The organism is Aeromonas sp. S19(2024) (assembly GCF_041402625.1).
GTDB classification, from domain to species: Bacteria; Pseudomonadota; Gammaproteobacteria; order Enterobacterales; family Aeromonadaceae; genus Aeromonas; species Aeromonas caviae.
On the sequence record NZ_JBGLQU010000020.1, the window covers coordinates 18,471 to 32,539 of the forward strand.

Sequence of the window (14,069 nt, forward strand, 5' to 3'; positions counted from 1 at the left end):
CATGTCGAGTCGAAATCGGGTTATCTGGCGTGAGGGGCTGTTCATCAAGCCTCAGCACTTCCAGCAACAACAAAGACATTCGGATTACGCGCTGCACGCTCGCCTGAGCGCGCTGTCCGACTATTTCTACGGCTTGCAGTCGCTTGCCATCAACGAGGACTACCTGGGCTTTGGTCGCATCGCCCTGGTGGGGGCCACCGGCATCCTGCCGGACGGTACCGTGTTCAACATCCCCAATGACGACGTGCTGCCGACCCCGCTGGAAGTTACCGACGCCTCGGTGGCCAACCAGAAGGTCTATCTGGCGCTGCCGCTCTCGGTGAGCGGCGTCAACGAGGTCAATCAGGGCGGTCAGGTCGCTACCCGGTTGCAGGCCCATCGCCACGACGTGCGCGACCTGCACAGCGAAGGGGGGGACGTGGTCTCCCTCGAAGTGGGGCGGGTCAGCCTGCGACTGATGCTGGAGCGCGAGGATCGCAGCGCCTACGCCTCGCTCGCCATCGCCCGGATCCTGGACAAGCGTCCGGACGGCGGCCTGGTGCTGGATCCCAACTTCATGCCCTGCAGCATCAGCGTCTCCGCCATCCCGACCCTCAAGCGCTTCCTTGGCGAGTCGGCCGGCCTCGTGGCCGAGCGGGCCCGCAGTCTCTCCCAGCGCATCGCCGCGCCGGGTCAGCAGGGGGTGGCCGACGTGGCCGAGTTCATGATGCTGCAACTGCTCAACCGGGCCCAGCCCCAGCTCTCCCATCTGGCGCGCCTTGGCACCCTGCACCCCGAGCGGCTGCATGAGGCGCTGGTGCAGATCTGTGGCGAGCTGATGACCTTTACCGACGAGTCCCGTCTGCCGCCCGAGTTCCCCGCCTATCGCCACGATGATCAGCAGGTGAGCTTCGAGCCGGTGATGCTGTCCCTGCGCCAGGCGCTCAGCACAGTGCTGTCGCCGCGCGCCGTCTCCATCCAGCTGCGCAAGCACCAGTACGGCATCATGGTGGCCATGGTCAACGAGAGCGAGCTGATGCAGAGCGCCGACTTCGTGCTGGCGGTGCGTGCCCGCATGCCGCAGGAGCAGCTGCGCAAGCAGTTGCTGCAGCAGACCAAGGTGGCCTCCAGCGACAAGATCCGCGAGCTCATCAGCCTGCAACTGCCCGGTATCCCGCTGCTGCCGCTGCCGGTGGCGCCGCGCCAGCTGCCCTACCACGCCGGTTACAGCTACTTCCAGCTCGACCGGCAGAGCCCGGCCTGGCAGATGCTGGCGGTGGGCAACACCCTTGCCTTCCACATCGCCGGCGACTTCCCCGAGCTCGACATGCAGCTCTGGGCCATTCGCAGCCAGTGATCGCACCAAGGAATAAGCAGAGATGACCACGGACATTATCAAGAACGAGCAACTCAGCGACCTGCTGTTCGATCATGCCGAGCAGCTGGACATGGATTCGGACTACTGGTTCCGCCTGCGCGGCCAGAGCATCAACCCGATGATCGATGCGGTGACCCCCTTGCTGGGGCTGGTGCAGCGGGTGCGCCTGCTGTCGCGCTACGACCGGGTGCCCGAGCTCTACCAGCGGGTGGTGACCGAGATCCAGGCCATCGAACAGGAGCTGATGGCCCAGGGCTACGAGAACGGGGTGGTGCTGTCATTTCGCTACATCCTCTGCACCTTCATCGACGAGGCCGTGATGGGCCGCGACTGGGGCAGTCAGAGCGAATGGTCCGAGCACTCCCTGCTGACCCGCTTTCACAACGAGACCTGGGGCGGCGAGAAGGTGTTCGTGCTGCTGGCCCGCCTGCAGGAAGACCCGGTGCGTTATCGCGACATTCTGGAGTTCATCTACCTCTGTCTGTGCCTCGGTTTCGAGGGGCGTTACAAGGTGATGAGCAAGGGACAAGGGGAGTTCGAGCGCATCGTGCGCCAGCTGCACAAGCAGTTGTCCCCCGAGGCTGGCGGCGAGGCGCCCAGTGTGTTTCACCTCGATCTGGGGCAGCAGGCCTCCCGCTATCAGCTGCGCAAGCAGGTATCCCTGCGCAGCCTGTTCATGGGCGGCGCGCTGATCCTGGCGCTGATCTTTGGCCTCTATCACCACCAACTCAATAACCAGACCCAGGACGTGCTGCGTCAACTGGGCGAATTATTAAAATAAATACTTAAGGAGAGCACGCCTTGATTCGTATAGAGCTACCGGTACTGGTGGAAAGACTCAACCCCATCTGCCGTCACATGCTGGAGGAGGCTGCAGTCCTCTGCGTCAATCACCAGGGAGCCGAGATCCGCATCGAGCACCTGCTGCTCAAGATGCTTGAGACCCCGCTGAGCGACGTGCGCCAGATCCTGAAGGTGGCCGAGGTGGAGGTGGAAGAGCTCAAGACTCTGCTGCAACCGTCCGCTGCCGACAGCAGCTATGGCCAGGGTTACCCCTCCTTCTCGCCCATGCTGGTGGAGTGGCTGCAAGACAGCTGGCTGCTCGCCTCCGCCGAGCTGCTACATGCCCAGCTGCGCAGCGGCGTCATGCTGCTGGTGCTGCTGATGACCCCCCAGCGCTATCTGCCGGGCTCGGTGACCCGCCTGCTGGCCAAGGTCAATCGCGAGCTGCTGCGCCAGCAGTTCGACGAGTGGGTCAAGGAGTCTGCCGAGACGCAAGTGACCACCGCCTCCGGCGACAAGACGGCTCAGGCCGTCTTGCCGGCCGATGCCAGCCTGCTGGCCCGCTTTACCGTGAATGTGACCGAGCAGGCCCGCCAGGGCAGCCTGGATCCCGTGCTCTGCCGGGATCACGAAATCGACCTGATGATCGACATCCTCTCCCGTCGTCGCAAGAACAACCCCATCGTGGTGGGCGAAGCCGGTGTCGGTAAAAGTGCCCTGATCGAGGGGCTGGCTCTGCGTATGGTGGCGGGTCAGGTACCGGAGAAGCTGCGCGGGGTCGAGCTGATGACTCTGGATCTCGGTGCCATGCAGGCCGGCGCCTCGGTCAAGGGGGAGTTCGAGAAACGCTTCAAGGGGGTGATGCAGGAGGTCAAGGACGCCGTGCAACCGGTCATCCTGTTCATCGACGAGGCGCACACCCTGATCGGGGCCGGCAACCAGGCTGGCGGGCTGGATGTTTCCAACCTCATCAAGCCGGCGCTGGCCCGGGGCGAGCTGCGCACCATCGCCGCCACCACCTGGGGCGAGTACAAGAAATACGTAGAAAAAGACGCGGCCCTGTCGCGCCGCTTCCAGCTGGTGAAGGTCGGTGAACCCGATGCCGACGAGGCCACCGTGATCCTGCGCGGCCTGCGCAGCATCTACGAGAAGGCCCACGGGGTGCTGATCGACGAGGAAGCGCTGCAGGCTGCCGCCCAGCTCTCCGCCCGTTACATCTCCGGCCGTCAGCTGCCGGACAAGGCGATCGACGTGCTCGATACCGCCTGTGCCCGGGTGGCCATCAACCTCACCACCCCGCCGCGCGCGGTCAGCCACCTGCAAAACTCGCTGCGCCAGCGCGAGCTGGAGATCCGCCAGCTGGAGCGCCAGAGCCTGATAGGTCTTGGTGACAACGCAGAGCGCCTGGCCGAGTTGCAGGCGGCCCAGCAGGCTTGCCGTGAAGAGCTGGCCGAGCAGGAGGCCCGGTGGCAACAACAGCAGGGGCTGGTGCACCAGATTGTCGAGCTGCGCGCAGCCCTGCTGGCCGATCAGCAGGATGAGATGCTGGCCAGAAAGGCGCTGGATCTCGCCGATGCGCCGCTCGATCCGCAGGTCGCTGCTGAGCAGCTGGCCACCCTCGAGCGCGAGCTGGCCGAGCTGCAGCAGGGGGAAGTGCTGGTCTCCGCTCACGTCGACAAGACCCAGATTGCTGCGGTGATCGCCGAGTGGACTGGGGTGCCCCTCAATCGCATCTCGCAAGGGGAGCTGGATGTGGTGACCCGTCTGCCGGAGTACCTTGGCGAGCTCATCAAGGGGCAGGATGTGGCGGTGGCCCACCTGCACAAGCACCTGCTCACCGCCCGCGCTGACCTGCGTCGTCCCGGCCGTCCGCTGGGTGCCTTCCTGCTGGTGGGACCGAGCGGGGTCGGCAAGACCGAAACCGTGCTGCAGATTGCCGAGCTGATGTTCGGTGGTCGCCAGTACCTGACCACCATCAACATGTCCGAGTATCAGGAGAAGCACACCGTCTCTCGTCTCATCGGCTCGCCGCCCGGCTACGTCGGTTTCGGCGAGGGGGGCGTGCTGACAGAAGCCATTCGCCAGAAGCCCTACTCGGTGGTGCTGCTGGATGAAGTGGAAAAAGCGCACCCGGATGTGCTCAACCTCTTCTATCAGGCGTTCGACAAGGGCGAGCTGGCGGATGGGGAAGGGCGCATCATCGACTGCAAGAACGTGGTCTTCTTCCTCACTTCCAACCTCGGTTTCCAGACCATCGTCGACCATGCCGAGCAGCCCGACGTGCTGCTGGATGCCCTCTATCCGGAGCTCGCCGCCTTCTTCAAGCCGGCCCTGCTGGCGCGCATGGAGGTGATCCCCTATCTGCCGCTCGGTCACGACACCCTGGTGCAGATCGTCGGCGGCAAGCTCAACCGGCTGGTCAAGCTGCTCAAGGAGCGCTTCGGCGCCGAGGTGATGCTGGACGACGAGGTGGCCGAGGAGATCCTGCTGCGGGCCAATCGCAGCGAGAACGGTGCCCGCATGCTCGAATCCGTCATCGACGGTGCCCTGTTGCCGCCGGTCTCTCTGCAACTGCTGCAGCGCCTCTCGGCCGGTGAACCCATCAAGCGCGTCCACTTTTCCGTGGCCGATCACCAGTTTGTGGCCGAGGTGGGGGCTTGAGTATGGAGCAAGCCCTCGCATTTGCCCTGGCCCTCACCGCCCAGCGCGATGAGCCGCACCTGTGCCACTGGTGGAGCTCGACCGTCCATGCCAGCTTCCAGCCCAGGGGGCTGCTGCTCGGCATGCTGGATGTGAGCGGCCGTCAGCTGGAGTGCAAAGGCTGGGTCAGGGGGAAGGAGGTGGCGCTGGGGCTGGCGGTGGACGATTTTTCCCACCCCCTTGCCTATGTGCTGCACAAGGCCCAGTCCCGCACCTGGGACTCCCTCTATGGCGGAGCCCGCATCGAGCACGCCGGTTTTCGCGCACTGCTGGCCAACCTTGGCCAGCAGTGCGGGCTGCACGCGTATCCGCTGCTGGATGGCAACGGCAAGCCGTTTGCCGTGCTGGCCCTGATGGATGAAGGGGAGGTGCTGCGGGCCTGGGCCGACGGCCCCGAGCTGGCCCAGCTCTCCCAGGTCTTTTGCAACCAGCTCACCCTCATTCGCGATCTCGGTCGCAGCCGGCGGGATCAGGGGGTACTGCGCGACTCCCTGCGCCAGATAAAGGGCGAGGGGGAGCGGCTGCGTCAGCACGAGAAGCTGCTCGGCGATCAGCTGGTCGGCCAGTCGGCGGTGATCCGCGGGCTGCGCGAGCAGATAAGTCAAGCCGGCCAGCACAAGCTGACCGTGCTGATCCAGGGGGAAACCGGCAGTGGCAAGGAGGTGGTAGCCCGGCTGGTGCACCAGTGCTCCGATCGCGCCAACAAGCCCTTTGTCGCCATCAACTGCGCCGCCATCCCGGAGAACCTCATCGAGAGCGAGCTGTTTGGTTACCAGAAGGGGGCCTTCTCCGGCGCCCTTGCCAACAAGACCGGGCTGGTGGCCCAGGCCAACGGCGGCACCCTGTTTCTGGACGAGGTGGGTGACATGCCCGCCGCCATGCAGGCCAAGCTGCTGCGGGTGCTGGAAACCCGTAGTTACCGGCCGCTCGGGGCCGAGCAGGAGTATCACTCCGATTTTCGCCTCATCGCCGCCACCCATCATCCGCTCACCCGCCATGTGGAGGAGGGGCAGTTTCGGGCCGACCTCTACCACCGCCTCTGCCAGTGCCTGCTGCTGATCGCCCCCCTGCGCGAGCACATGGATGACGTGCCGCTGCTCTGCCAGCACTTCATGGCCCAGTTTGCCGCCCAGGATGGCAAGACGCTCGCCGGCTTGCAGCGCAAGTTCTTGAAACAGCTGCAGACCTATGACTTCCCCGGCAACGTGCGCGAGCTGCGCAACCTGCTGGAGGTGGCCTGTGCCCATACCCGTCACGGGGAGGAGGTGGGGCTGGAGGCGCTGCCGCCGGAGCTGCGTGAGCGGGTCAGCGTCGAGTTGCCCAGCACCATGGACGATTACAACCACATCCGCGATCTGCGCCGGGCCATGCAGCAGTACGAGGCTTCCGTCATCGAGGCGCGGCTGCGCCACTTCCAGGGCAATCGGATGCTGGTGGCCGAGAGTCTCAACATTCCCAAACGCACCCTGGATCACAAGTGCCAGAAACTGGAGGTGAACTGATGAGCATCCTCGGCTTGTTACCGCTGCTGCTGGCCACCAGTGCGGCCGAGGTCCCGCTGGACATGGCGCGCTGGCAGGCCTGCCGGCAGGAGCCCTCACCGCTGGTGCGGCTCGCCTGCTACGACGCCATCGGCAATGGCGCGGCCAGTGCCGCCGAAGGGGCCGCCCCCAAGTCGGCGGCCTGGCAGGCCATCTGGGCCCAGGAGCAGGCCCGCACGCCAGCGAGCGCGCCCTTCCTCTTGCAAAGCGATGAAACGCGCGGCAGTGAAACCCTGACCCGCCCGGCACTGCGCGGGGCGACGCTCTCCATCGGCTGCGTCGACAGCATCACCCATATCCGGCTGCGGCTGGACAGCCCCTGGAGCGGCGAGAAAGTGCAGGTCGAACTGGATGGTCAGCCGAGTGCCGGCTCCCAGAGCTGGTTCATTCGGGATCAGGGTCTGTTGCTGGAATATGGCCGCGGTCTGCCTGCCATCGAGGAGCTCAAGCGCTGGCAGGGCCATCGCGAGCTGCAGGTGCGGGCCGACAACGGTGCCCTCTTGCGGGTCGACCTGAGCGGCCTGAAAGAGGCGCTGGCACCGCTGCGTCAGCAGTGCCGCTGGTAGGAGGGACGATGAGCTATCAACACCCCTGGTGTGCACGCCTGCTCACCAGCCTGCCGGATGAACAGATCAGAGGCGCCGTGCTGGCTGACGAGCCGCGCTGGGACTACGTGGAAACCGAGCTGGTCAAGCTGGGATCCCTCGCTCACAGCCAGGTGGATCTCAATGCGGTGGCCGAGGCCTGCCTCGGCTTGCTGGAGAGCCGCACCAAGGACATGCGGGTGCTGGCCCAGCTGCTGCGCTGCCTGCAGCACCCGGCCAAGGCGACTCCTCTGGGGGCTGCGATCAGCCTGCTGGAGGCCTGGATCCAGGCTTACTGGCTGCTGGCCTGGCCCGGCAATGCCAGCCAGAAGCAGCGACTGATGGTGCAAATCGTCAAGCGCTTCGAAGGGGCCTTGCCGCGCATTTGTGAGAGCGCTTCGGCGGCCGAGCTGGCCCAGTTGCAGGCTCAGGCCGAGCAACTGGAGCGTGTCTGGCTGGCCCAGTGTCCCGACAAGGGGGAGCTTCTCGACCCGTTGGTGATGGGGCTGAAGCGGGCCCAGCGCCAGCAGGTGGCACAGGCCGAGGCGAACGCCGCAGGGCAGCCCCAGAGCAGCGGCGCGGCGGCAGCGGGCTCCCCGGCCTCGGTGGCATCGACCGCCAGCGGTGCCGGCGCCATGGCACTCAGCGGCGGTGGCAGCAGTGCTGGCGTCGACATCGACAGTTCCAACGATCGCGCCTGGCGCCAGACCCAGCTCAAGGTGGCGGAACTCCTCATCGAGCGCCAGCCGGAGGCGGCGGTGGGCTATCGGCTGCGCCGTCACGCCGTCTGGGCCGGGATCACGGCGGTCCCCATGAGCGGGGCGGGCAATAAAACCCCGCTGGCGCCCATGTCGGCGGACATGGTGGACGAGTACCGCGCCGCCATGAACGCTCCTGATCAGGGGCTCTGGCAACGCATCGAGCAGAGCCTGACCCTGGCGCCTTACTGGTTCGAGGGGCACAGGCTCTCGGCCGAGGTGGCCCAGAAGCTCGGCTTTGGGGCGGTGGCCCAGGCGATCGCCGAGGAGCTCGGGACTTTTCTGCAGCGGCTGCCGGCCCTGCGGGAGCTCGCCTTCAGCGACGGCTCGCCATTTCTCTCCCCCGAGTGCAGCCGCTGGCTGCAACCGGCCAAGGGCGGCAGTGCGGGCATTGGAGAGGCGGGGCTGGCCGAGGAGGTCGCCCAGCGCCACGGCGAGCAGGGGATCGCGGCGGCGCTCGCCCTGCTCGATGAGCGGATTGCGCAGTTGAAAGAGCCAAGAGATCGCTTCCACGCCTTGCTGGTGCAGGCGGAGCTGTTGGCGCAGGAAGGCATGGAGGCGCTTGCGCGCCAGCACTATCAACACTTGTGGCAAGAGGCCAGTCGCCTCGGGTTGTCGCACTGGGAGCCCGGGCTGGTCAACCGCCTGGAGAGCCTGGCGGCGCCGTTGTCGAAATGAATGCCGAAATGAGTCATTGAGTCGGAGTTGGATCACATTTTATGTTCAAAACCATTTTTACTTTTCTGCGGCAACAGCTGCCGAAATTGAAACCCTCCTGGCCCCTGCTCGGTGCTGTGCTCTGGGTGCTGGCTCTCATCCTGGTGTGGTGGCTGGGCCCTCGTCTCGAGGTACGCGGCGCCAAGCCGTTCGAGCCGCTGTGGGGGCGGGTTGTGTTCACCCTGCTCTGGCTCTGGTTGCTGCTGGGAGTGGTCTCCTGGCGGGTGTGGCGCAAGATGCAGCAGCTCAAGGCCGAGCGTCAGCACGAGGTGGTGCTGGAGCAGGATCCGGTCAAGGGGCTCATCGACAGGCAGGCGCTGTTCCTCGATCGCTGGCTGCAGGCGTTGAATACTCATCTGGGCAAGGGGGCGCTCTACGCCATGCCCTGGTATCTGGTGCTGGGGCTGCCCGGCAGCGGCAAGAGCAGCCTCATTCACCGCGCCAACCCGGCCAACAAGCTCAACCCGAGACTCGACACCGAGCTGCGCGACGTGGCGCAGGATCAGCTGGTGGATTGCTGGTTGGGGGAACAGGCCGTGATGCTGGATCCCGCCGGTGTGCTGCTCTCCCAGAGCGAAGCCGAACTGGATCCGCAGGCCCGCAAGCATGAGCGGCTCTGGCTGCATCTGCTTGGCTGGCTCAATGAACACCGTCGTCGTCAGCCCCTCAACGGCCTGGTGCTGACCGTGGATCTGGCCTGGCTCTCCCACGCCAGCGTGGCCGAGCGCAAGGCCTATGCCCAGCTGATGCGCTCGCGCCTGCAGGAGGTATCGGCCACCATGAATACCCGGTTGCCGCTCTATGTCACCTTTACCAAGCTCGATCTGCTGCGCGGCTTTGAGGTGATCTACCAGCAGCTCGACAAGGAGGCCCGCGAGGCCGTGTTGGGGGTGACCTTCAAGCCGGGCGCCGACTGGCAGCAGGATCTGGCCCTGTTCTGGGATCAGTGGGTGGACAACCTCAACCAGAATCTGCCCGAACTGATGCTGAGCCGGCTCGATGCCGCCCAGCGCAACGCGCTGTTCTCGTTCGTGCGCCAGCTGGCGGGCCTCAAGGATTACGTGACCAGCTTGCTGGCCGAGACCCTGGCCATCGAGGAGAGCAAGCCGCTGCTGGTGCGCGGGGTCTATGTCAGCTCCGTCTATCAGCAAGGGGTACCGTTCGATGCGTTTGCCCAGGCGGCCTCCCGCCGCTACAACCTGCCAGAGCCCATCCACTCGGCCCTGCGCGGGGAGTCCAACACCTATTTCGTGCGCCAGCTGTTCTCTTCCATCATCTTCCCGGAGGCCCATCTGGCCGGCGAAAACCGGCTGCACACTCTCTATCGCCGGCGCCGCATGGCCATCGGCCTCAGCTGTCTGTCGCTCTTCTCGGCCGCCCTCATCGGTGGCTGGCACTACTTCTACCGGGTCAACGAGGAGGCGGGTCGCAACGTACTGACCAAGGCCCAGGCTTTCATGGAGACCAATGAGGTGGCCGACGCCCACGCCTTCGGGGTGAGCCAGCTGCCGCGCCTCAACCTCATTCGCGAGGCGACCCTCTCCTTTGGCAACTACCGCGAGCGGATGCCGCTGGTGGCGGACCTCGGTCTCTATCAGGGGGACGAGATTGGTCCTTATGTGGAAGGCTCCTACCTGCAACTGTTGAGCCTGCGCTTCCTGCCGGCCCAGATGCAGGGATTGCTGGCGGATCTCAACCAGGCACCTGCGGGGAGCGAGGAGAAGCTCGCCATCCTGCGGGTGATGCGGATGCTGGACGATGCGTCCGGTCGCAACAAGGAGCTGGTGGCGCAGTACATGGCGAGCCGCTGGCAGAAGGCCTTTCCGGGGCAGGGGGCGGTGCAGGAGCAGCTGATGGGGCACCTGGACTATGCCCTCGATCACACCAACTGGTATGGTGCCAGGGCCGAGCGGGATCAGGCCGCCATCACCGCCTTCGTGCCGTTCAAGGAGCCGGTCTACGGTGCCCAGCGCGAACTCGGCAAGCTGCCCATGTATCAGCGGGTCTACCAGAACCTGGTGGTGAAGTCGGACGAGGTGCTGCCGCCGGATCTCAACGTGCGCGACGAGGTGGGCCCCACTTTCGACACCGTGTTTGCCCTGCGCAGCGACAACGCCGGCCAGGTGCCGCGGCTGCTGACCTGGCCCGGTTTCAACGACTTCTTCCTCAAACAAGACAAGGCCCTCATCGATCTCACCGCGATGGATGCCTGGGTACTGGGCCAGCGCAAGCTGAGCCAGCTGAGCGAGGCGGATCGCAAGGAGATCACCCGTCAGGTCAACGACCGTTACGTCACCGATTACGTCAACCAGTGGCAGAAACTGCTGACCAATCTGGACGTGCAGACCCTGGAGAGCCCGGAGCAGGCGCTGGACGTGCTCGCCGCCATCACCGGCAACGATCAGCCGTTCCAGCGGGTACTGGCCTCGCTGGATGACAACACCCGCATTCGCAAGATCTCCGATGTGGAAGGGGACCCGGCCCAGGCCATCAGTGCCCGCATCGGTCGCCCCTTCATGGCCACCAATGCTGCGCTCAGCGGCCGCGGCGAGCAGGGGCCGCTCATCTCCGAGGTCAACCAGAAGCTGGTGGAGCTGCAGCACTACCTGGAGCTCATCGTCAACGCCACCGAGCCGGGCCAGTCCGCCTTGAAAGCGGTGCAACTGCGCATGACCAACAAGTACGCCGATCCGGTGTTCGCACTGCAGCAATATGCCCGCAGTCTGCCGGCCCCGCTCGATCGCTGGGTGGGTCAGCTCTCCGAGCAGAGCTCGCGACTGGTGATCGATCTTGCCATGTCCTCCCTCAATCAGGAGTGGCAGGACAAGGTGCTGGCCCCCTTCAACAGCCAGCTGGCCGGCCGTTATCCGTTTGATCCGAGCTCGAACAAGGACGTGCCCCTCTCCGAAATGGAGCGCTTCTTCGCACCCAACGGGACGCTGGACAGCTTCTATCAGGTCAACCTCAAACCCATGGTGGAGAGCGGCATGATGGAAGGGGAGTTCAGCTCGCCCATCCAGGCCGAGCTGGTCAAGCAGCTGGACCGTGCTGCCCGCATCCGTCAGATCTTCTTCAGCCAGCAGGGCAACCTGGAGGTGCAGTTCGCTCTCGAGCCCATCGAGCTCACCGCCAACAAGCGGCGCAGCGTGCTGAACCTGGATGGCCAGTTGCTGGAATACGCCCATGGCCGCCGTACCAAGATCCCGCTGGTGTGGCCCAACACCATGCGCGACGGGGCCGAGAGCAAGATCACCCTGGTGCCGGCCGCTCGCGAGCGCTCACCGCGCAGCGAAGGCTTCGTCGGCCCCTGGGCCATGTTCCGCCTGATGGACAAGGGGGAGCTGACCCAGGTCAATGACGCCACCTTCGATGTGCGCTTCCCGGTGGATCAGGGGGCCATGACCTATCGCGTCTACACCGACAGCGCGCAAAACCCCTTCACCGGCGGCCTGTTCAGCCAGTTCAGACTGCCCGAATCCCTCTATTGATCGCGTCGGGGGCACGTTGTGCCCCCTTCCTGCGTTGGAAGTCCATATGTCACAGAATCAACAAGGTCAGCAGGCCCTGAAAGTGGGGCGCGACCCCAGGATGTTGCCGGAGTACGAGGCGCTGCGGGCCGAGATCAACAAGCTCAGCCACGCTTCACGCCCCGAGGTGGACTGGCAGCGGATCCATCAGCTCGCCAACCTTATCTTCGAAAAACACGGGGTGGATCTGCAGACCGCCATCTACTTCACCCTGGCCCGTTCGCGCCTGCAGGGGCTCAGCGGTTTTACCGAAGGGTGCGAGTTTCTCGCCAACCTCATCGTCACCCAGTGGGAGAGCTTCTGGCCGCCGGTCCATCAGGAGCGGGCCCGCATCGAGATGCTCGACTGGTTCATCGCCCGCATCAGCGACGTCATTCGCCAGTACCAGATCAGCCACGAGGACAAGCGGCTGATCTATCGCTGCGAGCGGGCGCTGCAGCTCATCTGCGAGAAGCTGCACAACGCGGATCTGAGCCGCATTCCCCGGGTCGAGAATCTGGTGCACTTCATCGAGGGGTATACCCACCTGTTCGATGAGACCGAGATCGTCATCGTCTCCGACGAGCCGGGCCTCAAGGAGGATCTGCAGATCCCGCCCATGGTGTTCTTCAAGTCCGACATGGAGAGTGATCACGGCGGCACGGTCTCGGCATCGACCCCGCACCTGCCCCAGGGCAGCATTTTGGTGGGGCGCGAGAAGGGGCAGGTCAAGCCCACTGTGCTCAAGATTGAGCAGCACCGCCGGCAGCGTCCGGCCTGGTTCTGGTTTGGCTGCGGCCTGCTCAGCTGCGCCCTGCCGGTGATGGGGTGGCTCGGCTGGCAGCAACATCAGCAGGAGAAAACCGTGGCGGCCCAGCGCCTGGTACAGCCGGCCGCCGAGCTGCCCCGAGCCCTCAGCTATGACGACATTCGCCAGGCGCGCATCGTGCTGGGGGAGCAGACTCTGCAGAACATGGAGAGCGATCTGGTGGCCCGCTACCAGAACCAGTTGACCCGGCTCGAGCAGACGTCGCCGCTCTACTGGTATCGCTATGGTGAGGGGCTGCGGAACTCGTTACAGATGCTCTATCCCGACTCGCTGGCGGTCAAGGCGCTAGACAAGCAGTGGCAGACGCAGCTTGGTAGCCAGCAGGGGGATGTCATCAGCGTGCCTACCTATCTGGATGCCCGCGCCGGGGTGGATGCCCTGCTCGATCAGCTGCTGGAACTGGAGCGCCAGCGCAAGACGGTGACCATCTCCTACCTCAAATCCCAGCTCTATGAAGTACAGAAGAACCTGATGCAGAACATCCCGTTCAGTCTGCGCCTGGATGAACTGGAGGCGAGAAAAGCCTCCCAAGAGCCCATCACGGCTGCCGAGCTCAAGAGCCTGGAAAATGATCTGAAAGCGCTCAACATCCGCCTCTATCAGCTGCAACAGGGCACTTCTGGTAGCTGAAAATGCTGGTCTGAGCAAAGAGTTGCGCAAGATATGGTGAATTTGACTGGCAAGGCAAGGTTTGCCGGGAAACTTGCCCTGTCTTGCGCAATGGATTGCAGCAGATTTGTCAGCTGCAGCGGAATTGAATCGTAATTGACTGATTTTTAATGTGATTGTGGGCGACTTTGCCATGGCATGGAGGCTGCTGGGTCGCCGTCTCAACTGTCTCTGCACCAGGCTGCGCTTGCACCATGGTTGCCCCACGGAGAATCCAGATGTGTCCTTCTATTGCATTGCTCGGTGACATCGGCACCGACCACGATGGTTTCCACCCATCCCCCGTGATTGCCGCCAGCCCGGATGTGTTCCTCGATGGCAAGCCGGTGGCCCGCCAGGGTGATCCGCTGGCCCCCCACGACAAACCCAACAATCCACCCCATCCGCGTAGCATCTCGGGCGGCGTCGGCTCTGTGCTGGTCAACGGCAAGCCCATCGCCGTGACCGGCACTGCCGTCGGCTGCGGCGGCGTGGTGATTGGCTCAGGCAGCGGACAGGCAGGTTAAGGAGCGCTTCATGGCAGACAGCACAGGATTACAATTCACCGTCAAGGTAGGGGCTCTGCCCGAGAGCACCTTTGTGGTGGCCGAGTTTGCGCTGGATGAAGCGCTCAACCGGCCGTTCA

9 protein-coding genes are annotated in these 14,069 nt (G+C 64.6%); all 9 read left to right on the forward strand.

The features are described 5' to 3' along the window. Window position 1: 1 nt before the first annotated feature. The gene (gene tssK, locus ACB037_RS20995) at window positions 2-1,336 is read left to right on the forward strand and encodes a type VI secretion system baseplate subunit TssK (protein ID WP_201888957.1); all 1,335 of its coding nucleotides are present in this window, start codon (window positions 2-4) and stop codon (window positions 1,334-1,336) included. A 22-nt stretch (window positions 1,337-1,358) separates the two neighbouring features. Beyond that, the gene (gene icmH, locus ACB037_RS21000; RefSeq protein ID WP_201934500.1) at window positions 1,359-2,138 is read left to right on the forward strand and encodes a type IVB secretion system protein IcmH/DotU; all 780 of its coding nucleotides are present in this window, start codon (window positions 1,359-1,361) and stop codon (window positions 2,136-2,138) included. A 20-nt stretch (window positions 2,139-2,158) separates the two neighbouring features. Then, complete coding sequence (gene tssH / locus ACB037_RS21005; protein WP_371175882.1) at window positions 2,159-4,801, forward strand: type VI secretion system ATPase TssH; 2,643 nt, start codon at window positions 2,159-2,161, stop codon at window positions 4,799-4,801. A 2-nt stretch (window positions 4,802-4,803) separates the two neighbouring features. Continuing rightward, entirely contained in the window at window positions 4,804-6,342 is a 1,539-nt protein-coding gene (gene vasH / locus ACB037_RS21010; RefSeq protein WP_323949698.1) for a sigma-54-dependent transcriptional regulator VasH, read from the forward strand. Next, window positions 6,342-6,947, forward strand: coding sequence for a type VI secretion system-associated protein VasI (gene vasI, locus ACB037_RS21015; protein ID WP_323949699.1), 606 nt, complete (start codon window positions 6,342-6,344; stop codon window positions 6,945-6,947). Before vasH ends, vasI begins: the two co-directional genes overlap by 1 nt. A gap of 8 nt (window positions 6,948-6,955) precedes the next feature. After that, complete coding sequence (gene tssA / locus ACB037_RS21020) at window positions 6,956-8,401, forward strand: type VI secretion system protein TssA (protein WP_371175883.1); 1,446 nt, start codon at window positions 6,956-6,958, stop codon at window positions 8,399-8,401. Between the two features lie 41 nt (window positions 8,402-8,442). Beyond that, window positions 8,443-11,928: a type VI secretion system membrane subunit TssM gene (gene tssM, locus ACB037_RS21025; protein ID WP_371175885.1), complete on the forward strand. Its 3,486-nt coding sequence runs from the start codon at window positions 8,443-8,445 to the stop codon at window positions 11,926-11,928. Window positions 11,929-11,974: 46 nt separating this feature from the next. Beyond that, on the forward strand, window positions 11,975-13,405 hold the full coding sequence (locus tag ACB037_RS21030) for a VasL domain-containing protein (protein WP_371175886.1): 1,431 nt from the start codon (window positions 11,975-11,977) through the stop codon (window positions 13,403-13,405). 257 nt (window positions 13,406-13,662) lie between these two features. Next, entirely contained in the window at window positions 13,663-13,950 is a 288-nt protein-coding gene (locus ACB037_RS21035; RefSeq protein WP_017411057.1) for a type VI secretion system PAAR protein, read from the forward strand. Window positions 13,951-14,069: the final 119 nt, after the last annotated feature.

What these genes read in the sequence shown, in the direction of transcription:
- tssK (WP_201888957.1), top strand. Translation starts at nt 2, where the DNA reads ATGTCGAGTCGAAATCGGGTTATCTGGCGTGAGGGGCTGTTCATCAAG.
- icmH (WP_201934500.1), top strand. Translation starts at nt 1,359, where the DNA reads ATGACCACGGACATTATCAAGAACGAGCAACTCAGCGACCTGCTGTTC.
- vasH (WP_323949698.1), top strand. Translation starts at nt 4,804, where the DNA reads ATGGAGCAAGCCCTCGCATTTGCCCTGGCCCTCACCGCCCAGCGCGAT.
- vasI (WP_323949699.1), top strand. Translation starts at nt 6,342, where the DNA reads ATGAGCATCCTCGGCTTGTTACCGCTGCTGCTGGCCACCAGTGCGGCC.
- tssA (WP_371175883.1), top strand. Translation starts at nt 6,956, where the DNA reads ATGAGCTATCAACACCCCTGGTGTGCACGCCTGCTCACCAGCCTGCCG.
- tssM (WP_371175885.1), top strand. Translation starts at nt 8,443, where the DNA reads ATGTTCAAAACCATTTTTACTTTTCTGCGGCAACAGCTGCCGAAATTG.
- ACB037_RS21030 (WP_371175886.1), top strand. Translation starts at nt 11,975, where the DNA reads ATGTCACAGAATCAACAAGGTCAGCAGGCCCTGAAAGTGGGGCGCGAC.
- ACB037_RS21035 (WP_017411057.1), top strand. Translation starts at nt 13,663, where the DNA reads ATGTGTCCTTCTATTGCATTGCTCGGTGACATCGGCACCGACCACGAT.